This is a genomic window from Sorangiineae bacterium MSr12523 (genome assembly GCA_037157775.1).
In the GTDB taxonomy this organism is placed as follows: Bacteria; Myxococcota_A; Polyangia; order Polyangiales; family Polyangiaceae; genus Pendulispora; species Pendulispora brunnea.
Map to the genome: position 1 here is coordinate 3,924,140 of CP089982.1, position 22,818 is coordinate 3,946,957.

At 64.7% G+C, this 22,818-nt stretch carries 21 protein-coding genes; 6 read left to right on the forward strand and 15 right to left on the reverse strand.

Annotated elements, in window-relative coordinates:
• Window positions 1–12 precede the first annotated feature (12 nt).
• From LZC95_15830 to LZC95_15840, 3 genes are read right to left on the reverse strand one after another with little or no spacing between them, the layout of a single operon-like run.
• Complete coding sequence (locus LZC95_15830; protein WXA98296.1) at window positions 13–1,185, reverse strand: ATP-grasp domain-containing protein; 1,173 nt, start codon at window positions 1,183–1,185, stop codon at window positions 13–15.
• Window positions 1,182–1,679, reverse strand: coding sequence for a 5-(carboxyamino)imidazole ribonucleotide mutase (gene purE / locus LZC95_15835; GenBank protein WXA98297.1), 498 nt, complete (start codon window positions 1,677–1,679; stop codon window positions 1,182–1,184). The genes LZC95_15830 and purE overlap by 4 nt, the downstream gene beginning before the upstream one ends.
• Before the next feature lie 20 nt (window positions 1,680–1,699).
• Entirely contained in the window at window positions 1,700–2,422 is a 723-nt protein-coding gene (locus tag LZC95_15840; protein ID WXA98298.1) for a M50 family metallopeptidase, read from the reverse strand.
• Window positions 2,423–2,518: 96 nt separating this feature from the next.
• Here LZC95_15840 and LZC95_15845 point away from each other — a divergent pair, with 96 nt between their 5' ends.
• Both LZC95_15845 and LZC95_15850 read left to right on the forward strand, forming a co-directional pair.
• A complete protein-coding gene (locus LZC95_15845; GenBank protein WXA98299.1) occupies window positions 2,519–3,652 on the forward strand; it encodes a hypothetical protein in 1,134 nt (377 codons plus the stop codon).
• Window positions 3,653–3,701: 49 nt separating this feature from the next.
• Window positions 3,702–4,154: a hypothetical protein gene (locus LZC95_15850; GenBank protein ID WXA98300.1), complete on the forward strand. Its 453-nt coding sequence runs from the start codon at window positions 3,702–3,704 to the stop codon at window positions 4,152–4,154.
• Here LZC95_15850 and LZC95_15855 read toward each other — a convergent pair.
• The 8 genes from LZC95_15855 to LZC95_15890 form a co-directional block, all read right to left on the reverse strand.
• Window positions 4,151–5,125, reverse strand: coding sequence for an ADP-ribosylglycohydrolase family protein (locus LZC95_15855; protein ID WXA98301.1), 975 nt, complete (start codon window positions 5,123–5,125; stop codon window positions 4,151–4,153). The genes LZC95_15850 and LZC95_15855 overlap by 4 nt on opposite strands.
• A 30-nt stretch (window positions 5,126–5,155) precedes the next feature.
• A complete protein-coding gene (locus tag LZC95_15860) occupies window positions 5,156–6,244 on the reverse strand; it encodes a hypothetical protein (GenBank protein ID WXA98302.1) in 1,089 nt (362 codons plus the stop codon).
• A 233-nt stretch (window positions 6,245–6,477) separates the two neighbouring features.
• On the reverse strand, window positions 6,478–8,103 hold the full coding sequence (locus LZC95_15865) for an FAD-dependent oxidoreductase (protein ID WXA98303.1): 1,626 nt from the start codon (window positions 8,101–8,103) through the stop codon (window positions 6,478–6,480).
• Entirely contained in the window at window positions 8,094–9,662 is a 1,569-nt protein-coding gene (locus LZC95_15870; GenBank protein WXA98304.1) for a polyamine aminopropyltransferase, read from the reverse strand. The genes LZC95_15865 and LZC95_15870 overlap by 10 nt, the downstream gene beginning before the upstream one ends.
• A 3-nt stretch (window positions 9,663–9,665) precedes the next feature.
• Window positions 9,666–9,884 carry a DUF350 domain-containing protein gene (locus LZC95_15875; protein ID WXA98305.1) on the reverse strand — a complete coding sequence of 73 codons (219 nt, stop codon included), beginning with the start codon at window positions 9,882–9,884 and terminating at the stop codon, window positions 9,666–9,668.
• Between the two features lie 179 nt (window positions 9,885–10,063).
• A complete protein-coding gene (locus LZC95_15880; protein WXA98306.1) occupies window positions 10,064–11,932 on the reverse strand; it encodes a DUF4178 domain-containing protein in 1,869 nt (622 codons plus the stop codon).
• Entirely contained in the window at window positions 11,929–12,303 is a 375-nt protein-coding gene (locus LZC95_15885) for an S-adenosylmethionine decarboxylase (protein ID WXA98307.1), read from the reverse strand. Before LZC95_15885 ends, LZC95_15880 begins: the two co-directional genes overlap by 4 nt.
• Window positions 12,303–12,575, reverse strand: coding sequence for a hypothetical protein (locus LZC95_15890; protein ID WXA98308.1), 273 nt, complete (start codon window positions 12,573–12,575; stop codon window positions 12,303–12,305). The genes LZC95_15885 and LZC95_15890 overlap by 1 nt, the downstream gene beginning before the upstream one ends.
• Window positions 12,576–12,635: 60 nt before the next feature.
• Between LZC95_15890 and LZC95_15895 the strand changes: the two genes are divergently transcribed.
• The 4 genes from LZC95_15895 (at window position 12,636) to LZC95_15910 (ending at window position 17,981) form a co-directional block, all read left to right on the forward strand.
• The gene (locus LZC95_15895; GenBank protein ID WXA98309.1) at window positions 12,636–13,346 is read left to right on the forward strand and encodes an SDR family oxidoreductase; all 711 of its coding nucleotides are present in this window, start codon (window positions 12,636–12,638) and stop codon (window positions 13,344–13,346) included.
• 11 nt (window positions 13,347–13,357) lie between these two features.
• The gene (locus tag LZC95_15900) at window positions 13,358–14,122 is read left to right on the forward strand and encodes a glycosyltransferase (GenBank protein ID WXA98310.1); all 765 of its coding nucleotides are present in this window, start codon (window positions 13,358–13,360) and stop codon (window positions 14,120–14,122) included.
• A 127-nt stretch (window positions 14,123–14,249) separates the two neighbouring features.
• Window positions 14,250–15,509, forward strand: a complete 1,260-nt coding sequence (locus LZC95_15905; GenBank protein WXA98311.1) for an SPFH domain-containing protein — start codon at window positions 14,250–14,252, stop codon at window positions 15,507–15,509.
• Between the two features lie 378 nt (window positions 15,510–15,887).
• Window positions 15,888–17,981: a response regulator gene (locus LZC95_15910; GenBank protein WXA98312.1), complete on the forward strand. Its 2,094-nt coding sequence runs from the start codon at window positions 15,888–15,890 to the stop codon at window positions 17,979–17,981.
• On the opposite strand, the gene LZC95_15915 is transcribed toward LZC95_15910, so the two are convergent.
• Genes LZC95_15915 through LZC95_15930 form a run of 4 tightly spaced genes read right to left on the reverse strand, consistent with a single transcriptional unit; the run spans window position 17,978 to window position 22,647 of the window.
• Window positions 17,978–18,994: an ABC transporter permease gene (locus LZC95_15915; protein ID WXA98313.1), complete on the reverse strand. Its 1,017-nt coding sequence runs from the start codon at window positions 18,992–18,994 to the stop codon at window positions 17,978–17,980. The genes LZC95_15910 and LZC95_15915 overlap by 4 nt on opposite strands.
• The gene (locus LZC95_15920; protein WXA98314.1) at window positions 18,991–20,718 is read right to left on the reverse strand and encodes an ABC transporter substrate-binding protein; all 1,728 of its coding nucleotides are present in this window, start codon (window positions 20,716–20,718) and stop codon (window positions 18,991–18,993) included. The genes LZC95_15915 and LZC95_15920 overlap by 4 nt, the downstream gene beginning before the upstream one ends.
• Window positions 20,693–21,733, reverse strand: coding sequence for an ABC transporter permease (locus tag LZC95_15925; protein ID WXA98315.1), 1,041 nt, complete (start codon window positions 21,731–21,733; stop codon window positions 20,693–20,695). Before LZC95_15925 ends, LZC95_15920 begins: the two co-directional genes overlap by 26 nt.
• 53 nt (window positions 21,734–21,786) lie before the next feature.
• Complete coding sequence (locus LZC95_15930) at window positions 21,787–22,647, reverse strand: alpha/beta hydrolase (protein ID WXA98316.1); 861 nt, start codon at window positions 22,645–22,647, stop codon at window positions 21,787–21,789.
• Window positions 22,648–22,818 lie beyond the last annotated feature (171 nt).

Consider the following 22,818-nt stretch of genomic DNA (forward strand, 5'->3'; position numbering starts at 1 on the left):
GGTGCCTTCGAGTCAAGTGAGAAGGTTCTTTCGGAAAGCCTTGGCCGCTTGGATGGCTCGGTCGGCATCCGGCGCATGGGTCACGAAATGCCCCATTTTTCGGCGGGGTTGCGCGTCGCGCTTGCCGTAGAGGACCACGTCGATGACCTCGGGAAATTGGCGCAAGCTCGAAAGATCCAAATCGCGCCGCCCTTGCGCCAGCCATACGTCGCCTAGCAAATTGCCCATGCAGAAAACGCCGGGGCCGACCAGGGCGGGGGAGGAGACGGGCACGTCGAGCAGAATCCGCGCAAGCACGTCGTACTGGCTCGCCGTGCACGCATTGCGTGTGACATGCCCCGAATTGTGCGGCCGCGGTGCGAACTCGTTCACGTAGACGTGGTAATCGCCGACGTTCACGCTGCGCCCCGTCGGGCGGCCGGGCTTGCGCGACACGAAAAATTCGGTCGTGAGCAAACCGTGCACGCCGAGCGCGCGCGCCGCATCGATGGCGATGGCCTGCAGCTTCTCGGACAGCTCCGGCGGAATACGCGCCGGGACCACCGTGAGATCCAGAATGTGCTCACTGTGCACGTTCTCGAACACGGGGAACACGACTTCTTCGCCACGTGGCGACCGGCCCAAGATGACACTGGCCTCGAGCGCCAAATCGATGGCCTCCTCGAGGAGGTACACGCCGTCCGGTGCGAGCTTGCTTGCAATGGGCTCGAGATCCGCGGCCGTGGCCACGAAGGCCTGCCCTTTGCCGTCGTAGCCCCCGCGCACCGTTTTGACGATGAAGGGGAACCCGAACGAGGGCGCGAGCCGGAGAAGCTCGTCGCGATTGCGCGCGACGGCGAAGGCCACGTGCGGCAGGCCGGCCTGCTGGAGAAACGTCTTTTCGTGCGCGCGGTCCTGCGCCGTCTCCAGAACGTGCACATTGGGAAGGAGCTTCGTCGTGTCGAGCGCCTTCAGGGCGCGCGTGTCGATGTGCTCCATCTCGTAGGTGACGGCTTCGCACGAGGCGAAGAAGCGGCCGAGCGCCTCCGCATCGGTCCACGCTGCGTTGACCACCTCACGAAACCGCGCGCAGGCAGGGGCAGCAGGTTCCGGTTCGTAGATGCACGCTTCCGCACCGAGGTCGTGAATCGCCCCCGCGAGCATCGTCCCGAGTTGACCCCCACCGAGAACGCCGATTCGTTTCATGGCTTCTGTATTTTCGCGTGGCCGTCCAAGGCACGCGCTTCATTTTCCTGACGATAACGTTCGAGCCCATCGCGAACGCGCGCGTCCTCGAGGGCGAGAATGCGCATGGCAAACGCCGCCGCATTGGTGGCGCCGCCATTTCCAATGGCAAACGTCGCAGTGGGGATGCCGGGTGGCATCTGCACGATGGAGAGCAGGCTGTCCAATCCGCTGAGCGCCTTCGATTGCACCGGCACGCCGAGCACCGGAAGCGGGGTGAGCGCGGACACCATGCCCGGAAGGTGTGCTGCACCGCCGGCGCCGGCGATGATGATTTTGAGCCCGCGCCCGGCAGCGTTCTTGGCGTACTCCACCATCCGCTCGGGTGTGCGATGTGCGCTGATGACTGCGACCTCGTAGGGAATGGCGTGCGCGGCCAGCAAATCGGCCGCGTGCTTCATCGTCTCCCAATCGGAGTCGCTCCCCATGATGATGCCGACGAGCGGGTGAGTCATGGCGCGCTGACTACACGAATTCACCACCTTTGCCTAGCCGGCGGGGGCCGAGTTTCGTCCGAGTCGGACTGCAGCGCCCGCAGGTTCTGAAAGGAAAAGAGCCCCATGTAGACGATGATGAGGATGTACCCGGTTCCCAGTTTCACCAGGACACCGGTACCGATTGCGGCCGCGACCACGGCCGAGATGATGTGCGCGGCCCGGCGCCCGCCGCCCTTGGTGAGCGCGGCGAAGGTGTGGGCCATCACATTGCCGCCATCCAGGGGGAGGATGGGCAGAAGGTTGAACAGGCTCCAGACGACGTTGATCCAGATCATGTCGGACGCGAAGAGAAGGATCGCGAGCGCCTTCATGGACTTTCGCGCCTGCGCCTCCTGGATCCATTCCCTCAACTCGTTGAACGGAATGCCGGCTTGCCAGAGGACGACGAAGGTGAGGAGCCCGAGCGCGATGCCGGTGAGCGGCCCGGCGAGGCTGATGAGGACTCGCTTCCACGAAGGAAGATGGTTGCCGTTCTGCCACGAGGTTGCCCCGCCAAACGCGTAAAGCTCGATGCTCGGAGCCAGGCCGAAGACCTTGCCCGTGAGCGCGTGCCCCAGCTCGTGCAGGAGGACCGAAATGAGGACCGCGAGGATCCACACCACGAGGCCTACGGGGTCGCTGTTCATGCCCAGCAATGCCGCAGTGAACCAGAACGAGATGTGGATCCGAATGGGGATGGAACCGAGCGCGAACGACAGCATGGAGAACCCTTTACCAAGCGCGGCCTGTCCGTGGTAACGACGAGGGCAGCACCTATACCTTAGCCACGCTTTTCAGGGATGCTGCTGGAGGCCTGTGTGAAGATCACGATTCGAGAGCATAAACCGGGAGAAAACATTCGGCCCTTCATTCAGGCGGGGCACGAGGTCTTTCGGGGAGATCCCCACTGGATTGCTCCACTGAATTTCGAGTTGCGCGACCGTTTGCACCCCAAGAAGAACCCGTTCTTCTTGCGCGCCGACGTGACATTTTTCACGGCATGGCGGGGATCTCAGCTCGTCGGACGCTGTTCGGCTCAGATCGATCGGGAACATCTGCGGGTGTGGAAAGACGACACCGGTTTCTTCGGTTTTTTCGACACCATCGACGATGAAGAGGTCGCTACTGCCCTCATCGATGCGGCGTCCAATTGGCTGCGCCGTCGTGGGATGAAGCGGATGCGCGGGCCCCTGTCGCTCTACGTCAACGAGGAAGCGGGCATCCTCATCGAGGGCTTCGACGCGCCGCCGGTGGTCATGATGGCCCACTCGCGCAGGTGGCAAGCCCGCCTCGCCGAGTCCGCGGGTTTGAAGAAGGAGAAGGACCTCATCGCGTGGAAATACACCGCCGGCGAGTTTCCTGCACGCGTGCTTCGCGCCTGGGAACAGGTGAAGGCGATGCCCGAGGTGCGCCTTCGCTCCGTCGACACGAGCCGGATGGATGATGAGATCCGAAACGTGATGGAGATCTACAACGACGCCTGGCAGGGCAAATGGGGCGTAGTCCCCGCGCTGCCCGAGGAGGTCGAGAAGGTCGCCAAAGATCTGAAGTTGATCATCGACGAAGATCTGGCCTTCATGGCGGAGATCGACGGTCGCGCGGTGGGCATGTGCATCATGCTTCCAAATTTGAATGAAGCGATTGCCGATTTGAATGGCAAACTTCTTCCCCTCGGGTTTGCGAAGTTGATTTGGCGCATGAAGGTGAAACACCCCATTTCCACGCGGCTGATGATGCTGGGCATTCGCAGCGAGCTCCGGCACGTGAAGAAATATGGCGGTCTATCCGCGGCAATGTACGTGGAAGTTGCAAAGCGCGGCATCGCCAAAGGCTACAAATGGGGCGAGCTTTCGTGGACGCGCGAAGACGATGGCCCCATCAACGTGGGAATAAAAGCGATGGGGGCGACGCCGTACAAGAAGTATCGCGTTTACGAGAAAGCCATCGTCTAAGGTCGAACGAGGTAAAAGGGATTGAGTGTCCCCGAGGGAGAATCGCGCCATGTCGAAGTCGTTTTCGTATCTAGTTTGTTTGCCATTGGCCTTGGCCATCACTTCGACCGCTTGCAGCAGCAGCGACGACGATTCCCCTTCGGGTCCCGTGTCGTTCCGAAACAACGTGGCACCCATCCTCCAAAATAGCTGCGCCTTCTCCTCGTGCCACGCGGCGGGCACGACGAACGGAGTTGTGTTTGCGGGCGATCCCGCGGCCGTCCGCACCAGTTTGGTGAACGTGAAAGCGCCGCAGCTTCCCACGATGAACTTCGTGACCCCGGGCGATCCGGGCCAAAGCTACATCATGCACAAGCTCGACGGCGATCAGAAGCAGTTTGCCGCGGGATGCAGCAGCGAGCCCGATTGCGGTTCGCAAATGCCCCTCGGCCAGCCGCAGCTCCCCGAGTCCACCCGCAATACGATCCGCCGCTGGATCTCCGAGGGCGCCGCGGACAATTAGTCTTCGGCGGGGGGCGTGCTGCGGCCTGTAACCAAGGTGAGGTGGTAGCTGTCCGGTACGCGATCGCCGATGGGCTCTCGCGAGAGGAGCCAGGCCGAGGGGATCGCCGGCGCGCAAAGGCAGACGATGGAGCCCACGATCGCGCACAAGGTGTCGCGATCGCCCTGGGCGGAGACGGTGGACCACAAAGCCTCGACGTAATCGTCGAGGTGCCGTGCGGCGCAGAAAAGGGCGAGGGGAACGGTGTCGGCGGACAACGTTTGCGCGCCGTTGCCCAGCTTGCGCACGGCGAAATCGATCGAAGCGTTGGGGGCGAGTTGCGCGGCTTGCGCGATACCCCGCGCGGTGTCGCCCTCCGGGGTGTAGCGGAGAACGGCTTCGAAAAGCGCATCGCGCTTGGGGGCTTTGCGCATGCGCCAGGCGGTGGCCGCGGCGACGGCGACGGCGATGGCACCGGCTTGGCCCTCCGGGTGGGCGTGCGTCACCTCGGCGGAGGCACGCGCCTCGGCGACCACGGTTTCCAGATCGTCGGCGAAGTAGGCGCCGACCACCCCCGCACGGGATGCAGCCCCATTGCCCATGGAGCCGAGGCCCTCGAAGGGCTCACGCACGACCCGACGCCAGGGCATTCCTTCACCGATGGCGCGCAAGATACCGTGCACGGTGGCTCCGTAACCGCGCGCAGGATCGGCCTGGTAGCGATCGGCGAAGCGATCGGCCAGCGCGTCTTGGTCGATGCGACCGTAGCGGTCGAGCACTTGGACGATGGCGAAGGCCAACTCCGTTTCGTCCGTGGTGTCCCACGTGGGGCGCGGCAACGTGCGTGCGGCAATGCGGGCCCGAATCACATCGACATCGCCGAAGAAGCGCTCACCGAACGCATCACCGACCGAAAGGCCGTCGAGCGACGCCTCCGCCCTACGCACGCGCGCGGCGTGATCGGCCGGTAGCTCGCGCTGAAATCGCCCCATGAAACGAGTTTACAACAAGTGAATGCGCACTTAACGGGAATCGAGCAAGCTTCGCGCAAGTGCCGGTGTTCGATCCTTGCGGCGCCAGAGAACGGCATCCATTGCGTAGTGGGTGACTTGCGGTAGCGCGAGGAGCGGCACGATGACGATTTGCCAAGCGGCGGCGAGGGGAACGTCGTCGTCGCTGCCGCCGAATAGCCAGGCGCGATCGTGCCAGACGAGGCGGTCCCAGAGCATTTCCTCGATGAAAGCGAACGCGAGGAGCGTCCCGAAAAATGCGCCGACGCCTGCGCCGATGATGCGCGATCCGAGCGCGTTGGGCCGCTCCTCGCGGCGCGCTCGCCCGTAGTGCCAAAGAAGCACCATGTACGGTACCCCGTGAAGGATCACGTTGGTGGCCGTGAAGTCCAAATCGCTGTCGGTGGCGCAAATACCGACCCACCAGCAGATTGCCGTTGTGGTGATGACGACGCATTTGCCCAATGCGATTTCGCGCTTCGCGAGCAACCTCCACGCGGTGCGTGTGAAAAAGACGACGAGCAACGTCGCGTAGGCCGCCTTCAACGCCGGAAGATAGGCGCGCAGCCATGCGGCGGAGGCGAAATCACCTGGGACGAACCATTGGAACGCGCGCGGCAAGGATGCGTGCCACACGAGCAACGGCACGCAGGTCGACGCGTAGACGACCGCTTGCTCGAGTCGGCGCTCCCAGAGTGCGTCTTTCGGTCGGGCGCGATGCTGGTAGATGCGCACCCATCCCACCTGCTGGCGAACGAAATGAAAGACCGCCAGGTAGGCAAGCGTCCGCCAGAACGCCATCGGCGAGATCCAATGGAGAACGGTAAACACGATGTATCCAGTGATGGGCAGTCCGGCATAAAGCACCTTGCGTCGCTGCCACTCTTCGCGATCGAAATACGTGCGAAAGAGCGTGGCCCACACGTGCGCGACATCGATGGCCAAGACGAGGGCGACGTAGGACCACTCCGGCAAGCGCGCCTGGGAAATTCCCGATGCATGCCCCAGCGCCACCACCGCCAGGGCCAACACCGCGCTGCCGCCGAACGCGGCGAGATCCGTGCGAGCGCCCCAGATCCACGGTCCAACCTTGAAGTTCAACGGATTGTCTCGGTCTTGAGATTTCGTTGCGGTCGAGCAGCGGCAGCGGGACAAGTCCGGCGAGGCCGGTGCCCTGTTGCTCGCTGGTGGTAGGATCGCCAGGCGTGATGGCGATCCTTCGATTGTGAACCGCATGTCGCGCCGGTCCCGCCGGTTTCGTCTCGCTGCCGCGGTTTTCGCATGGCGGTAATGCGGTAGCCGGTACGTGCGGTCGAAGGGAGCGTCATTTTGCGCTACCCGTACAGGCTCGTGAAGGTGCGCCCGCGCTCGCGGAGGATCGCTTCGGCGGCGTGAACACCCCAGTATTGCGCCTCCTCGAAGAGGCCAATGCCCGATAAGTCCGAGTGCGCAAAGTGGATGCGGCCCAGCGGCTCGGCGCGTCGTGCGCGCGCGCCGGACCAGAGATGCCCCACGCGGGGACGCGCCATGGCGTGTCCCCAGCGGAAGACATCGATGCGCTCGATGTATTTGGCGAGGTCTTGGTGCGCGCGCGCAAGGTCGGTCACGATGACGTCGCAGCACGCAGCGTGATCGAGCGCGAGCAGGCGTTCGCGCCCTTCGCGCGGCGACGAGCCGGTGAAGGGGTAGTAATACGTCCACACCGTGGGGCCGTAGTCGCGCAGCCCCTGGTGGGTGGCCACGACGTAGCCCAGCGACGGCGAGTCGTAGATGACATTGTCCCAGGCCATGGGAAAGCCGCGCGAGGAGGGGCGGCCTTTGAGGTGCACGTTGGCGACCATCCACGCGCCGTAATCCAGCTCGCGCAAATGCTCCGGCGGATGCTCGCGCCAGGGACGAACGACGTGTGCGGCCGTGAACTTTGGCGCGGCGAAGACGACGTGATCCGCGCTCCATGCGCGTATCTCGTTGGTGGTCGTGTCGAGCACCGTGAGGTCCACACCCGTCTCGTGCGGCGCGAGATCCATGACCAGGTGCCCCACGCGAAGCCGTTTCCCGGTGACGCCCGCCAGGTGCTCGACGAGTCGCCCATTGCCGTTGGGCCATGACAGCAAAGGCGCCGCGGATTCGCCTTTCCCTTGCGCGCGCGAGGCAAAGTAAAAAATGCCGGCCCACGCGCTGGTGCCCTCGGCCAAAAGGCCGTAGTCGTCGCGGCACGCGTAGTCGACCCACCAGCGAAGGCGCGGGCTGGTGAAGCCCCGCGAGGCGAGCCAATCGCCCATGGAGAGGCGATCGAGCGCGGTCAGATCGGCGTCATCGCTGCTTCGGGCCAAGGGCAGGGTGAAGGCGCGCCGTCCCGAGCCGTCGCGCAGGTCGACGAAATGGTCGATTTCCGCCTGAAAACGGCGAAATTGCTCCAGATCGGCCTCGCTCGCACCGGCGCGAAGGTAAAGACCCTCGTACCAGCGATCCAGATAGAAGACGCGCTCCTCGGGCGCGCGTACCAGCTGTTCTTCGGCTGCCACCGGCGCGCCGTGCGCATCCGTGCCCACGATGGCGCCGATCTCGCGCAGCACCTCGACCATCGCGCGGTTTTCCGCGGAGGGCATGGGCACGTAATGCGCGCCCCAGGGGTAGGTCACGATGGCGTCGTCTCCGTACTGCGACGTGCCGCCCGGGCGCCCCTCCAGATCGAACACGACGAAGTCGGTCATGCCGAGCCGCTCGAGCCGCCACGCGGCCGAGAGCCCGCTGGGACCTGCGCCGACGATGGCCACCGAGACGCGCGTCTTTTCTCCCGTCGTGGCGGCGCCTGCGGCCGCGCGAAGCTTGTGCCCGATGTTCATCGAGGGGCCGCGGATGCTGCCGGCGATGGGCGGCGGCGGCGATTTTCGGCACGCGGAGGCGGCCACCGGCACCGAGAGCAGTGCCTCCAGGATTTGCCGCCGCGTCAGTTCCATCGGCGCCACTCGTGTTCGTAGTACGAAACGAGGATCTGATTGTTCAACTTGTTGATCTCGACGCCCTTCTCCTCGGCCATGTCGGGCGAAAGCACGAAGAGCGCCTTCATCGAAGCTTTGTCGAGAAAGCGCAGCCCCGAAAGCCGCGGCCGCTCCGGCGCCTCGAACGGCTCGCGCTTGGCGAGCACGAATCCCCACTCCCCGAACGAGGGAACGGCCGCGTGGTACGGCTTGGCGACGAAGCCGGCGGCCTCGATGGTCTTGGCAATGCACCAAAACGATACGCGCGCGAACAACGGCGAGGTGGCCTGCACGACCAACGCACCGCCGGGAGCGAGGTGCTGCCTCACGAGGTTGTAAAAGCGCGTCGTGTAAAGCTTGCCCAGCGCGAAGTTGTTCGGATCGGGAAAGTCGACGACGACGATATCGTACTTCTTGTCGGCCTTGGCCAGCCATACCATCGCATCGTCGTGCACGACGTGCATCTTGGGATCGCCGAAGCTTCGCGCATTGAGGTCGCGCAAAAGGGGCAGGGTGCTGGCAATCTGGGTCATCTGCGGGTCGATGTCGACCAGCGTGACGTCCTCCACGTCGGGGTAGCGCAGGATCTCGCGCGCCGCGAGCCCGTCGCCGCCGCCGGCCACGAGCACGTGCGCGCGCCGCTCCGCAACGGCGAACGCCGGGTGCACCAGTGCCTCGTGGTAGCGGTATTCGTCGGCCGACGCGAATTGCAGGTTGCCGTTGAGAAAAAGCTGAAACGAGTGCTGCGAGCGCGTCATCACGATGCGCTGGTATGCGGTCTGCCGGGCGAAGATGACCTCGTCCGCGTAAATCTGGTCCTCGGCCGCCGCGGTGATGCGCTCGGCCTGGGTGAAGGCTCCGAGCAAGATGGCCGCGATGATGAAACCGCGCACCCGCGCGCCGCGCATCTCGGGCCCGCCGCCCACGAACCAGGTGGAGGCGATGCCCACGACGGCATTGAGCAGGCCGAAGGCGAGGGAGGTGCGCACCAGGCCGAGTTTCGGCACGAGCAGCAGCGAAAAGAGGAGCGAGCCGACCAAGGCCCCGAGGTAGTCGAACGCCAGGGCGCGGGCGATGAGCTCCTTGATGACCACACGCTGCCGCAAAATGCGAATGAGCAGCGGAAGCTCGAGCCCCACCAAGGTGCCCACGACCACGACCACGCTGTAGAGCACCACCGAAAAGGCCTTGGTGTGCGCATACGCCAAAAAGAGCACCGGCGCCGAGGCACCGCCGGCGAGCGCCGTGGAAAACTCCACCTCGACGAAGGCACGCGCCAGCCGCGTATCGATGAATCGCGACAGGTAGGCCCCGAGCCCCAACGCCGACAGGTACACGCCAATGACGATGGAGAACTGCGTGATGGAATCGCCCAGCACGTACGAAGCCACCGCACCGGCCACCAGCTCGTAAACGATGCCCGCCGTCGCAATGACGAGCACCGTCGCAAACAAGAGCCAAGGCTTCGGCGTTTCGTCTTCCCCCTGCACCGCCCCTCCTTCGGGGGAGGGCGCCGAAAAGCCTTCACCGAGATCCATCGTCTATCCGTGAATCGCGGCGGCGATGATGATCGCCAAGCCGAGCATCACCGAGCCCATCAAAATGCCCAGGGCGGTGTTCTGATCCTCCTCGATCTCTTTGCGAATCGAGAACGGGGAGAGCCACTGAAACACCTTGAAGGCCAAAAGAAACATCACCAGCCCGATGCCGCTGAAGACGAGCGATGTCACGACGGATTGAACGATGGCCATCGTATTCATTTGTCATTTCCCTCCGCCGGATCCCGAATGCCAAAAGCTCCACGAGCGGTAGCCGCCCGGCGATTGCCGTACGTTCGGCGCGATTTGTGTTTTCTGGTGGCTCGAAAAATCGTACCCGCCGATCAAGACGGTCCCGTAGCCGAGAAGCAGTACGCTGCCGAGCGCTCGCATCAAGTAGTTCATGCCGTTGCCTTCTTCGCCGTGAAGATCCACAGGACGATCAACACCGCGAAAGATCCCATGACATAGCCCCAGGGCAGCGCCCCGCTCACCAAGGTGACGCGCATCGGCTGACACGTGGCCGGCACCTTGCTATCCGGCTCGACGCGCAGCACGTATTGGCCTTCGGGAACGCGCGAATACCAAATTGATTTTTCCTCGTCGGAGAACTCCACCGAGTCCTCCCAGACCTGCCCGGTATCCATGTGCACGAGCGCGACGTCGGCGGTGATCCAGCTGTCGTCGGCATCGAGGCAGGTAAGGCCCGGGGCCAAATTCAGTTTGAGATTCTTTCCGCCGTCGATGCGAAAGGGCTCCGAGAAAAAGGCCTCGCTTTTGGCCAGTTCGGGTGTCGCCAGCGGCTTCTTGATCATCTGCACCACGGGCACGCGTTGATCGAGAACCGCTTTCCCGGACGAGAGCACGCAGCCCGCCATGCTCACGGCGAACCACAGTGCGAACAGCACCAAGAAGAACAGATTCGATGACTTGGCCCGTTGCGCAGCCGGGGAGGCCTTGGGCGCTTTGAACTCCGAGGGGAACGCTTTGCGCAGCTCGTCGATGCCCAGCGGCGTGGACACCGAGAATTGCACTTCGTCCTTCGTGGACTCTTGATTCAGTTTCACGCCGCCCGGGCCGTGAAACTCGTAGGCCATGACGGCTTCGCCCTGCTCCACGCGCCAATAGAATTCGCCGAGTACGTAGTCCACCACCGCGTGGACGCTTTGCGCGTGCTGGTAGACCTGGCCCCGAAAGCCAAAGGCGGTTGGCGACGTTTGCCGGAGCTCGCCCGCTTGAATCGGCACGATGTGCTGCCACGCGCCATCCTCCTCGAGAAGAAAGACGAAGGAGCTCGTTGCCGCGACGTAGAGCAGGTATTCGCGCCATCCGTAGCGCTCGCCGTCCACCACCGTCGAGCGCAGCATGTAGCCGAGCACCATCACGTCCTGCCCGCGAAGGTTGCCCTTTGCACCCAGCGCGATGGCGGGAGGGATCGGCGGCAGGGGCAGGGGCTTCAACGCCACCAGCGCGCCCTGGTTCACATCGCAGAGCATCCCGCAGAATTGGCACGCGATGCGCTCCGTCGAATCCGGCGCGCGCAGCGGAAAATTGCCTCCGCAGTTCGGGCACGTGAGCGATGTCACCTGCGTCTGCGGCGCCTCCGTCACCGGCGCGCCCGAGCTCAGCGTGAGCTGCCGCGGATCGACCTCGCGGCCGAAATAGAGATACGCGGGCATGCCCTGCGTGTCGTAGTCGATGGTCGCGAAGGTGCCGCCTGCCCCCGAAAGGTCCGCGTAGGGCTCGACCTGGTTCGGCACCATGGGGAAGGGAAGCTCTCCCTCCGCCGAAACGAAGCGCCGTTGCCCGCGCTCGACCACGCGAAGCTCCGGCATGTTGGGCACGGGGAACAGCACCCCGGGGTTTGCCTCCGCGTACGACGGCGGCCGCACGGGCAGTTGATGCGCATACAGCGACGTCGCCAGCCATCGCCCTTGCGCATGCGACAGCCAGGACCATCCGCCCTGATCGAGCTCGATGTAGATCTCCTCCCAAGGGGCGCCCGGCGCCTGCACCCGGTCGTACTGCACGCGGCCGGCGACGCGGAACGGGCGTCCCTCGATGGTGCCGCGCGCTTCGGTGCCGAAGGGCGTCGCCATGGGAATCAGGTCGGCCACCTTGCCTGCGGAGCGCATGTCGCGATCCGTGCGGACGATGACGAAGCGGCAGAATTTGCAGATCTGCGTGGGCGCGGAACCCGACGCGAACTCCACCGGTGCCCCGCAGTTGGGGCATGGGCCTGCGCGAAGAAGTTGAACCTGGAAGTTCACGCGGGCACCGAGCGTGCGATTTCCCGCACCTGGACGTGCGTGGCGCCAAAGGCTTCGCGCAGCGCTTTTTCCCACGCATACGGCGGGCGCGTGCGGCACGAGTACAAGTTCACGGTGAGCGCGCCATATTCCGGGAAGGTGTGCACCGCCAAATGCGATTCGGTGAGGAGCACCAACGCGGTGATGCCTCCCTCGCCGGGAAATTTGTGCGTGCGATGCGGTGGAAGGCTGGTGAGCTCCAGCGCGCGCATCGCGACGTCGAGAAAATGGTCCACGGCTGCCGGATCGCGCAGCCGTGCGGGATCACAGCCGCCTGCGTCAACGATCCACTCCGTCCCCAGGCCGCTCACATGATGGGAGCCTTCGAGCATCAACCGCCGCGGATGCTACCAGGCGGCGGGCGAGAGCTCATCCCCCGAATGCGCACACCGCGCATCTTCGCCTCGAACCACGGCGTGGAATGACCGCAGCCAACGCAGATCAAGCGATAGAGGCCCATGGCACCATCGACCGCGACGGCCATTTGATTGTCGTCCCGGGAACAGATGACCGGCTTTCCTTCTTTGAAGGCCGACCACAGGGCGGTCACGTGCTCTTCGTTCATCGCCTCGCTCGAATCTGCGGCCCTTACGCCGTTAGCCATATTACTCTCTTTTTTAACACTGGAATACAACGAGCGGGCGTGCGAAATGGTGAGAGTACCATGTCTCGCACCGTCCTTGTCGTCGGCGCAACCGGGCGTCTCGGGGTCGCCATCGCGCGCGCACTCGTCAAAAGGCAGAGTCGCGTCGTCCTCACGGCGCGGGATCCGGACAAGCTGGCGAGCCTCGCGCACGAGCTCGGTGGCATTTCAGGAGGCCCCCCTCCCGCCGTCGTTTGTGCGGATTTGACGCGGGAAGATGCGGCCCCGAGCATCGTCGAGGGTATCCGCAAGGCGGTCGGGCAGGTCGATGACATCGTCCTTGCTTGCGGCCCTTTTCCGCGAACCCCGCTGGAGACGCTCCGCCGGGAAGACCTGCAGCACACCCTCACGGTTCACGCCATCGCTCCTCTATTGCTGGTGCATGCATTGAGCGCGGATCTGGCAGCGGCCCGCGGTGCGGTGGTGGCGCTGGGGGACGTCGGGACGTCCAGGGCGTATCCGAATCACGTGGCCTACATCACGGCCAAGGGGGCGCTCAAGTCGGGTCTGCGCGCGCTGAGCGTGGAGCTCGCGCCCGATGTTCGGGTCAACATGTTGCAGCTCGGCATCGTGGCCGATCCCGAGGCGGATGCCGACCCGCTCCGGACGCACCGCCTGGCCGCCCGCTCGTCCCTGGGGCGCTTCGGCACGCCGGAAGAAGTCGTGCACGTCGTCCTGTCCCTGCTCGACGCCACCTGGGCGACGGGCGAGACGTGGAACATCGGCCGCTGAGCGCTTCGAGCGTGAATCGCCTTACCGTCGTCGTCCCTTGTTACAACGAAGGCCGGCGTTTGGACCCGGGTGGCTTCGGCGAGCTCACCGCCGCGTCACCGGATATCTCGCTCCTCTTCGTGAACGACGGCTCCTCGGACGACACCGAGGAGAGGTTGCGCGAAATCGAACGAACGCGCCCGAGCCAGATCGGCGTTCTGTCTCTCTCCAAGAACGTCGGTAAGGGCGAGGCCGTGCGTCGGGGCATGCTTTCGGCGTTCGACGACGGTCCCGATGCCGTGGGCTACTACGACGCGGATCTCTCCACGCCACCGTCGGAGCTTTTGCGGATGTGGGACGTGTTGCGCGACAAGGACATCGCCGTCCTGCTCGCAGCGCGCGTCGGCCTGCTGGGCACCGCCATCGAACGCCACGCCTTCCGGCACTTCTCGGGTCGCGTCTTCGCCACGTTTGCCTCGATGGCTTTGAACCTGCGCGTCTACGACACGCAATGCGGCGCCAAGCTGTTCGCCGCATCTCCCGCCTTGCGCGCCGCGCTCGCCGATCCGTTCGTGTCGCGATGGGCCTTCGACGTCGAGCTACTCGGCCGGCTGCTCACCGGCACGGAGCACATCGCGCCGCTCCGTCAGGACGAACTGCAGGAGCTCCCGCTCCAGGCCTGGGCCGACGTTCCCGGTTCGAAGCTTCACATCGGCAGCATGGTGAAGACGACGAGCGAGCTTTTGCTCATCGCCGCCGATCTGGCCCGCCGAGCGCGACGGAGAAAACGCAGCTAACGCGGTTGCCGCAGGGAATAAACGGAGGTTTTCGTAGCGCTACTGCGTAGATACGTCCGCTGTAGCGCGGCGGAACAATCGTCATTATCCTGACCTAGGCAAGCTGCGCCTGAAGGAGACAACGACGATGGGTGTGTTCGATTTCATTAAGAACGGGGTGCGCGAAATGATGATCGCGCGGCCGGACAACATGAAGCATCTGATTTGCTTCAAGCACCCCGACCAGAACTTCCCCATGTACTCGCAGCTCACCGTCGACTCGGACGAGGTTGCAGTCTTCTTCAAAGACGGTCGCGTCGTCGGCGTCCTCCCTCCGGGCCGTCACACCTTGCAGACGCAGAACATCCCGTTCCTGAACAACATCGTCAACAAGTTCACCGGCGGCGACGTGTTCATCTCGGAGATCTTCTTCGTGAAGACCACGCCGATCTACAACGTTCCCTTCGGCGGGAACTCGGGGAAGACGGCCGATCCCACGCTCGGCGTTCTCGTGACCCCACGCTACAACGGCTTCATGAGCGTCGTCGTGGCCGATCCCGTGCAGTTCGTCGTTGCCTATGCCGGGCAGGCCGGAGGTGCTGACAACGAGCGGTTGCTGATGTGGATCACGGGCCTCTTCTTGAACGGCGTGAAGCAGACTTTGGGCGACTTCGCGGTGAAGAGGAAGCTCACGTTCATCGATCTCAGTGCGTACACGACCGAGTTTGTCCAGTCGTTCGTTGCGAATAGCCAGACCATGACCAATACGGGACTTCGCCTCCTGGAGGTTGGCCGCTTCGACATCGTCTTCGACAACGCCGACCAGAAGAAACTCGACGACGCCTACGCCATCGTTGCGGGCCAGCTCGTTGCCGCACGGGCCGAGGTCGAACGTGAACGGATCGCAATCGGAAAGGCCGAGGCGCAGGCGAAGCAAAAGCAGTTCGAGCTCGATCAGAAGTACAACCAGGATGCGCGCTACGTGCAGAACCTGGCCGGCAATTGGCAGAACTATGCCGCGGGGTCGGCCATCATGGGGGCCGGCGAAGGCATGCGGGAGCACGGCGTGGGCGATGGGCTCGCGGGCCTCGGCGCGCAAGTCGCCATCGGGGCGAACGTGGGCGGCGCCATGGCGGGGGCCTTTACGAACCAGCCGCAGTTCGCCGTCGGTGCACCGCAGCAGCAGGCGCCCACACAAGCGCCCCAGCAGCAGGGAGGCGCAGCCACTTGCCCCAAGTGCGGCGCGCGCCAGCCGCAGGGTAAATTTTGCCAAGAGTGTGGAACCTCGCTCGCGCCGCAGAGGAAGTTCTGCACCGGCTGCAGCCAGGAGCTCATCCCGCCGACCGTGAAGTTTTGCGGCAACTGCGGAACCTCCACGGCCGCACCTACACAGGCCTCAGGCGGGTAGCGAAGCTCCTCGGGTGAAGAGGACTGATCCGCGGTAGACTGTGCAGACGTGATTCGATACGCGGTCACAGTGGCTCTCGCGCTCGGATTCGCCGCCCGCGATCCGGGATGCGGGAGCACCACGTCCTCATCCAGCGATCTCATTGGCCCGTGCACGCGGGACCGGGATTGCCGGGGGGGCCTCGTGTGCGATCGCGGAGTTTGCATCAAACCGCGCCCGAGCGGCGACGCAGGAGAGGAACCCGAGGCGGGCACGGCCGACGCCGGGGAGGCGGACGCGACTGCTTTTGACGTGTCGGACGAGCGCGGGAAAGCTCGATAGGTTAAAGTCATGGGAAAATTCACACCGCTCGGCTAGCTCGGTTAGCCTTTCCTCGCCGTGGCCAAGCAACAACTCTTGCTCGTCGATGCCGATCCGCGCAGCACGCGGGTGCTGGAAGTCAGCCTAAAGAAGGCCGGCTACAGCGTCACGACTGCCTCCGACGGGCTCGATGCCATTAGCAAGCTGGAGGTCTCCACACCCGACTTGGTGCTCTCCGATACGCGCCTCCCGCGCTTGGACGGCTACGCGCTGGTCCGCCGGCTGAAGGATCGCGCGGAGTGGGCGAGCATCCCGGTGGTGTTTCTCACCAGCCAAAAGTCGGTCGAGGACAAGATTCGCGGCCTCGAGTTGGGCGTCGAGGACTACCTGACGAAGCCCATTTTCGTGCGCGAGCTCTTGGCCCGCGTGAACCTTTTGCTCGCGCGCCGCACGCACGACAACATCACCACGCGCAACTCCATGGGCGGCCGAACCCGATTCACGGGCTCGATCCAGGACATGGCGGTGGTGGACCTCTTGCAGACCTTCGAGGTCTCGCGCAAGAGCGGCGTCGTTCACCTTTCGAGCGACAAGCAGCAAGCGCACGTCTACTTCCGCGACGGCAAAATCGTCGACGCGAACCTGGGCAGGCTCCGCGGCGAAGAGGCGATCTATCGCATTCTGATCTGGAACGAGGCGGACTTCGAGGTCGAGTTCACCCAGATCAAGAACGAGGACATCATCGGCACCTCGACGCAGGGCATCCTCATGGAGGGCATGCGTCGGGTCGACGAATGGACTCGGTTGCTCGAGCAACTACCGCCGCTGTCCACGATTTTCGAGATCGATCACGCGCAGCTTCTCGAGCGTCTGAACGAGATCCCCGATGAGTTGAACGGGATTTTGCGGCTTTTCGATGGCCATCGCTCGCTGATGGACGTGGTGGACGAGTCGCCCTTCGAGGATCTGTCGACGTTGTCGACCATTTCGAAGCTGTACTTCGAGGGGCTGCTGATTCACTTACCTGATGCGCCCGACGCCCAGGAGGCGCCGGAGCACGATACCGAGCCTTCGGGTGACGACTCCGTGGTGCCTGCCGATCCCGCGCTGGCCGATACGGCGCGGCCGCCGCCATCGGCGGTCGAGGAAATGCTGGTCGTGCCGGGGCCCGACAGCCTGACGCCGCCCCCCGCTGCGTCGAAGGATCTGGCCCACCTGTTCGTGGCAAAGGCGAACGAGGAGAAGGCCCCCGAGGCGGAAGACGACGACGAGGAAGAGAACGACGACGAAGGCGCCGGCGACGAGCACGAGGAGACGACGCAGCCCGAGGTGCCGGTCTCCAAAGCGAAGCTTCGCGCGCTTTTGCAGGAGTCGCCGCCGGACGATCCGGATGCGACCGCGCCGCTGGGAAGGTTGCGCACGGTGCGGCCGGCCGACGATGGGCATTTCGTCCTGCTCAAGCGCGGCTCCCAGGGGCCTGGTGTAGCGCAGCGCGCACTCGGGCTGGCGCTGGGCGCCGGCGCGGTGGTGCTGCTCGCGATGTTGTACTTCCGCTGGCAGGACTCGCACGAGGACAAGACGGCCGAGGTATGGCCCGAGGCCACGGCTGCCGTGAGCGCCACGCCGCCGCCGGCCATCTCGAGCGCGGTGACCACCGGATCGAGTGCGGCGGTGATGGTGGCCGCGTCGGCCTCCGCCGCGCCCGTGGCGGCGCCCACGGCGTCGGTTCCTGCCCCTGTCGCAGCGTCGGCGTCGGCTACATCGACCGCGTCGGCAGAGGCGAGTGCGGCTCCTTCGGGCGAGGCCGTGCCGCGCCGGCGCCATCGCGCGGAAGGTGCTGCGGGCGAGGCCGATGCTGCGACCGCGACCCCTGCCGCGAGCGCCTCGAGCGGACCTGCGGCGGCGGCCACGGCTTCCGGTCCGCCGCCCACGGGGACGCTGACCCAACAGGCGCAGCGGATGCTCGAGCGAAACAACCCCGCGGCGGCCGTCGAGCTGGCACGCAAAGCCGTCAATGGCGACCCGTCCAATGCCGAAGCCTGGCTGACCCTTGGCGCCGCCTACGATGCCATGGGCAACCACCCGCTCGCGCGCGGCGCCTACAAGAGCTGCGTCGACAACGGCCAGGGCCCGCGCGTCAGCGAGTGCCGCGCGCTCAATTCCATGCCCTAGCGCGAGTCGCCGTTGCGAATCCGCGGATCCAGCACCGCGTAGAGAACGTCGGCGAGCACATTGCTCAGAACGATGGCGGTGGACGTCACCAGCACCGTGCCGAGGATCACCGGCCCGTCGCGCTCCAGGAGCGCCGTGACACTGAGGGCGCCGATGCCCGGCCAGCGGAAAAGCGTCTCCGCCACGACGGTGCCGCCCACCAGCGCACCGAAGTCGAGCGCCACCAACGTGACGATGGGCACCAGCGCATTGCGAAGCGCGTGCACGAGCACCACGCGATACCATGGGGCGCCCTTCGCGCGCGCCGTCCGCACGAAGTCCAGCTGCAACAGCCCGATCATCTCGTCGCGCACGAGCCGCGCATAATACGCCGCGCCGAGAACCCCGAGCGTGAGCGCCGGAAGAACGAGCGACACGAGATGCTCGCCCGATGTCTGACCGAATCCATCGAGCGGAAGCCATTTGAGGCGATAGGCAAAGACATACTGCAGCCCGATGCCGAGGATGAACGCAGGCGTGCTCACCGCGAGCAGACTCAAACCGATGATCCCCGCATCGGTGCGCCCTCCTTTGCGTCCCGCGGCGAGCACCCCGGAGAGTACGCCGAGCAGCACCTGCACGAGCAGCGCCGCCCCGGCGAGCATCAACGTGCGAGGAAGCCGCTCCCCGAGGATCGTCGTGACCGGGCGTCGAAAGAGATAACTCTTGCCGAGGTCGACATGAAAGTGCCCCCACGCGGCACACGATGCATGCTCGGGCGGCGGTTTGCTGCCAGCGGTTTCGCTCGGGCCTACATGCGCGAGCCGCTTCATGAACCGCGCGTACTGCGTCACCATCGGCTGGTCGAGCCCGAGTTGCTTGCGCAGCCTCTCGACGTCAGCGGGGCGTGCGGCAGGCCCGGCGATCATCCGCGCCGGATCGCTCGGGAGCACATTGTTGATGAAAAACGCGAGCGTCGTCACCGCCCACACGACCGCGATGGCCCAAACGAGTCTGCCGGCGAGGCGCTTCAACGGCCCATCTCCTTGCGGATCTTCCCTCGGAGGGGCGGCCCCGAGAGAAAGCCCAAGGCCATCACGTTCTTCGCGCGATCGATCCACACCTCACGCGCATCGAAACCCCACGCCGGGTGCACGCGGTAATTGCGCACGTACGGCTGCCGCACGAGGGTGAAGTTGTGTTCGTACGTGAAGGCCCAAGGCGCATCGTCCCGAACGATCGCCTCGGCGCGATCGAGGAGCTTTTGCCGCTGCACCGGATCGAGCTCATGGTGCGCCCGCTCGACGATCTCGTCGAACGCCGGGTTCTTGTAAAAGGCCGAGTTGCTGGCGTCCTCGTCGTTGATCTGCTTGGCGGTGAACAGCGATTCGTAGAAATCCAGGGCATCGGGATAGTCCTGCGTCCAGCCCTGCATCGAGAAGGGAACGGATTTTCGCCGATGGGAGAGCGACAGATAGGATCCGAAGTTGACTATCTTGATGTCGATTCGAATACCGATTTTCGCGAGATCCTGTTTGAGAACCTGCGCCGTGTATTCCGGAAGGCCAGGGCGGTATGCCAAGTATTCCACGTGGGGCTCGTAGCCACCGCGCCCCGTCTCCGGATCGTACGGATATCCCGCTTTTCGCATGTGCTCGAGCGCTTCGGCGAGATCGTATTTCTGCCCTGGAACCTCGGGATTGAATCCGGGCACGGCACGGGGAACGGCATGCGTGTGCACGGTCAGGTCGCTCGCTTTGAGCGCGCGGTAATGATCCCGATTGACGGCGCATGCCACGGCGCGCCGCACCTCGACGTTGTCGAAGGGCGGCATCTCCGTGTTCATCGCCTCCCCTTGAATGGTGACCGACGGCTCGCGAAACGTGAAACCGCGCCAACGCGGGTCGGTCCAAAAGCGCGATGAATCGGCCGTCACCAGGTCGCGCACCACATCGAGCTCGCCCCGCTCGAATTTGAGTCGCTGGGTGTTCTGGTTCACCGACAAAAGAAGGTTGATCGCATCGACATGGACGTCAGGGCGGAAGTAGCCATCGTGCCGCATCAGCGTGAGGCTGCGTCCGTGGTCCCATCCACCGGCAAGAAGCTTGAACGGCCCCGCGCCGCAAGGAGACCAGGTGTCGCTGTAACGATCGCCGGCGCTCTTACAGGTGGGGCGCATGCTCGTCAGCGTCATCAACGGAAGGAACGTGGCGTCGGGCTTCGACAGATGAAAGGCCACCGCGTAGCGTCCCACCACCTCGACGCCGGTCAGGTGCTCCGCGCCCTTCGTGGTGAACTCCTCGTAGCCGACCACGTTGTCGTAGAAGCTCGAAAAGGGATTCGGTGCGCTGGGATGCAGGGCACGCTCCACCGAGCGCTTCACGTCGTGGGCCGTGAGCTCCTCACCATCATGGAAGCGCACATTTTCTCGGAGAAAGAAGGTGTACACGAGTCCATCGCTCGACGTTGCCCAGTGCGTGGCCAGGTCCGGGACGACGTTGGAAGCCGCATCGGTGTCGACCAACCCGGCGAAAATCAGTCGAACCATGCGCGCCGAGAGTTCGTCGCTGTTCACCGGATCGAGCGTGCGAATGTCGCCGATGCTTGCAAGATGCAACGTTCCACCCCGCTGCGGGGGCGCTTCTTCGCCGCTTGCCGCAGGGAAGGGCGTGGCGAGGCGCTCGCTGCAGCCGGTGCACGCGATGACGGCGCCCGCGATGGAGATGACGGCGCTAATCCTGCCGAGGATCGAGCGCATCGCGCAGTCCTTCCCCGAGAAGGTTGAACCCGAGCACCGCGGTCAGAATGGCTGCCGCGGGCGCGAGGACCAGCCATGGTGCGGCGGCGTAGACGTCCTGCCCTTCGAACAGCATGCGCCCCCACGTCGGCATGGGCGGCGCAAGGCCCACGCCGAGGTACGAGAGCGCGCTCTCCGCGAGGATCATTTGCGCGGTGGCCAAGGTGGCAATCACGATGAACGTGCCCGCCACGTTGGGCAGGACGTGGCGCAGCAGAATGCGCGGCGTACTCTGGCCGAGCGCGCGCGATGCTTCGACATAGGCAAAGCTGCGGATCTGCATCGTTTTCGCACGAAAGAGGCGCGCGGCGCTGAGCCACCCCGTCAGGCCGAGCACCAAGAGCACCGAGGTGAGCGTGGTGCGCTCCAGCGCGGCGCCGATGGCCATCACGAGAAGGAGAAACGGAAAACAGAGCCCCACGTCCACGAGGCGCATCAGCAAGACGTCGATGTTGACGCGCGGCCCGCGCGCGAGCCATGGGATCCCTCGTCGCTCCGCGAGCGTCCCCACGAGTCCACCGAGTGCACCGAACCCGAGAACGGCGAGCGGTGGCCCCCAGGTGCCCTTCGAGATCGCCAATGCAACGGCGCCGGCAAGCGCCGCGAGACAGGGCCAAGGCACCCGCATCCCGGGCGAGCCCTCGTAATAGCCCGCGACGATGCCCACGGCCCCGCCGAGCAACGTCGAGATGACCGTCGCGGCGAAGGCGATGGTCAGTGAAATGCGTGCCCCGAGCGCGAGCCGGGCCAGCTGATCGCGGAAAAGCCGGTCCGTGCCGAGAAGAAAATCGCGGCTCGGCGCCACCGGAAATCCCGTCGCGCTGGAGTAACCGTGCGTGAAGTCGCTCGCATACGGATCGTGCCCCGCGACCCAGGGCCCGAAAAGCGCAAACCCGATCAGTGCCAACGTGAGCGCAGCCCCGATCTTCGCACCGCGATGGTTCCAGAATCGAGCTTTCGCACGAGAATCCAGCACGATACCGGACTATACCCACAACTTTCCGCGGTGAGCGATCTATCGACGGCGACCTACCGTGAGAGAAATGACGTCGTGATGTCGGCAAATGCGTCGGGCGATTCTTCCGGCGGGGAGTGCCCGCACTCGAAGACTTCGTAGCGGGCGCTTCGCAGCTCGCGCGCGAGCCTCCGCCCTTGCCCCACCGGGAGCGTGCGATCCTGGCGACCCCACACGAGCAGCGCCTCCGCAGTCACCCGGGGCAACAGCGCCACGAGCGGGCGCGTGTCCGCCATCGCACGCAACGTTGCGAGCGCAGCCTCGCGGGCCGCCGGCGCATTGAAGACGTCGAAGTGATGATCGACGCGGTCCCAGGGAATCTTCGCGTCGGGCGCGTAGACGCGATCCTTGAAGTAGCTCCGGAACACGGTTCGCCCGCAGAGCTGCTTGAACGCGAAGGGCCCCACCACGGGCATGTTGGCCAAGCGCGAGAGCAGGTCGACGCGCGGTGGGTACACGATGGGATCGACCAGCACGAGTTTGTCCACCAATGCGTGGTGGCGCGCTGCGAGCGTGAGGGCCACGGAGCCGCCCATTCCATGGCCACAAATCGAGATCGGCCCGAGGCCGAGCGCCGCTATCACATCGACGAGCGATTCGGCAAATGCCTGGAACCCGTAGGAGTAGCGCGCGGGCGGCGGTTTCTCACTTTGGCCAAATCCTGGCAAATCGGGCGCGATCACGCGAAAGTGCGCTGCCAACTTCGGGAGCACATCCTCCCATACGAGACGACTCGAAAGACATCCGTGCACGAGAAGGAGGGCAGGGGCATGGGCCTCACCCGCTTCGATAAGTCGAACGCGGGCCCCGCGCGCACTCACGTCGCGCGTGACGGAAGCAAAGGAGCTCGAATGCATGAGTTGAGGAGCAGCCACGTCCGGCGAACATAGCCGAAATGGGCCTCGTCCGCGCGAGGCGGGAATGGACACACATGGACACTCATCCACGCCGTCCAAGCCTTCGTGATCCTTCCTGATCTCGATGTCGATCTGCTGCTTCGAGAGTCGATTTGCTATGACATTTTCTGTCACGGCATGGAGCTAACT

Coding starts and splice junctions, on each gene's coding strand:
- LZC95_15830 (WXA98296.1), bottom strand. CDS start 1,185: ATGAAACGAATCGGCGTTCTCGGTGGGGGTCAACTCGGGACGATGCTC.
- purE (WXA98297.1), bottom strand. CDS start 1,679: ATGACTCACCCGCTCGTCGGCATCATCATGGGGAGCGACTCCGATTGG.
- LZC95_15840 (WXA98298.1), bottom strand. CDS start 2,422: ATGCTGTCGTTCGCGCTCGGTTCCATCCCCATTCGGATCCACATCTCG.
- LZC95_15850 (WXA98300.1), top strand. CDS start 3,702: ATGTCGAAGTCGTTTTCGTATCTAGTTTGTTTGCCATTGGCCTTGGCC.
- LZC95_15855 (WXA98301.1), bottom strand. CDS start 5,125: ATGGGGCGATTTCAGCGCGAGCTACCGGCCGATCACGCCGCGCGCGTG.
- LZC95_15865 (WXA98303.1), bottom strand. CDS start 8,103: ATGGAACTGACGCGGCGGCAAATCCTGGAGGCACTGCTCTCGGTGCCG.
- LZC95_15870 (WXA98304.1), bottom strand. CDS start 9,662: ATGGATCTCGGTGAAGGCTTTTCGGCGCCCTCCCCCGAAGGAGGGGCG.
- LZC95_15875 (WXA98305.1), bottom strand. CDS start 9,884: ATGAATACGATGGCCATCGTTCAATCCGTCGTGACATCGCTCGTCTTC.
- LZC95_15885 (WXA98307.1), bottom strand. CDS start 12,303: ATGCTCGAAGGCTCCCATCATGTGAGCGGCCTGGGGACGGAGTGGATC.
- LZC95_15890 (WXA98308.1), bottom strand. CDS start 12,575: ATGGCTAACGGCGTAAGGGCCGCAGATTCGAGCGAGGCGATGAACGAA.
- LZC95_15895 (WXA98309.1), top strand. CDS start 12,636: ATGTCTCGCACCGTCCTTGTCGTCGGCGCAACCGGGCGTCTCGGGGTC.
- LZC95_15905 (WXA98311.1), top strand. CDS start 14,250: ATGGGTGTGTTCGATTTCATTAAGAACGGGGTGCGCGAAATGATGATC.
- LZC95_15920 (WXA98314.1), bottom strand. CDS start 20,718: ATGCGCTCGATCCTCGGCAGGATTAGCGCCGTCATCTCCATCGCGGGC.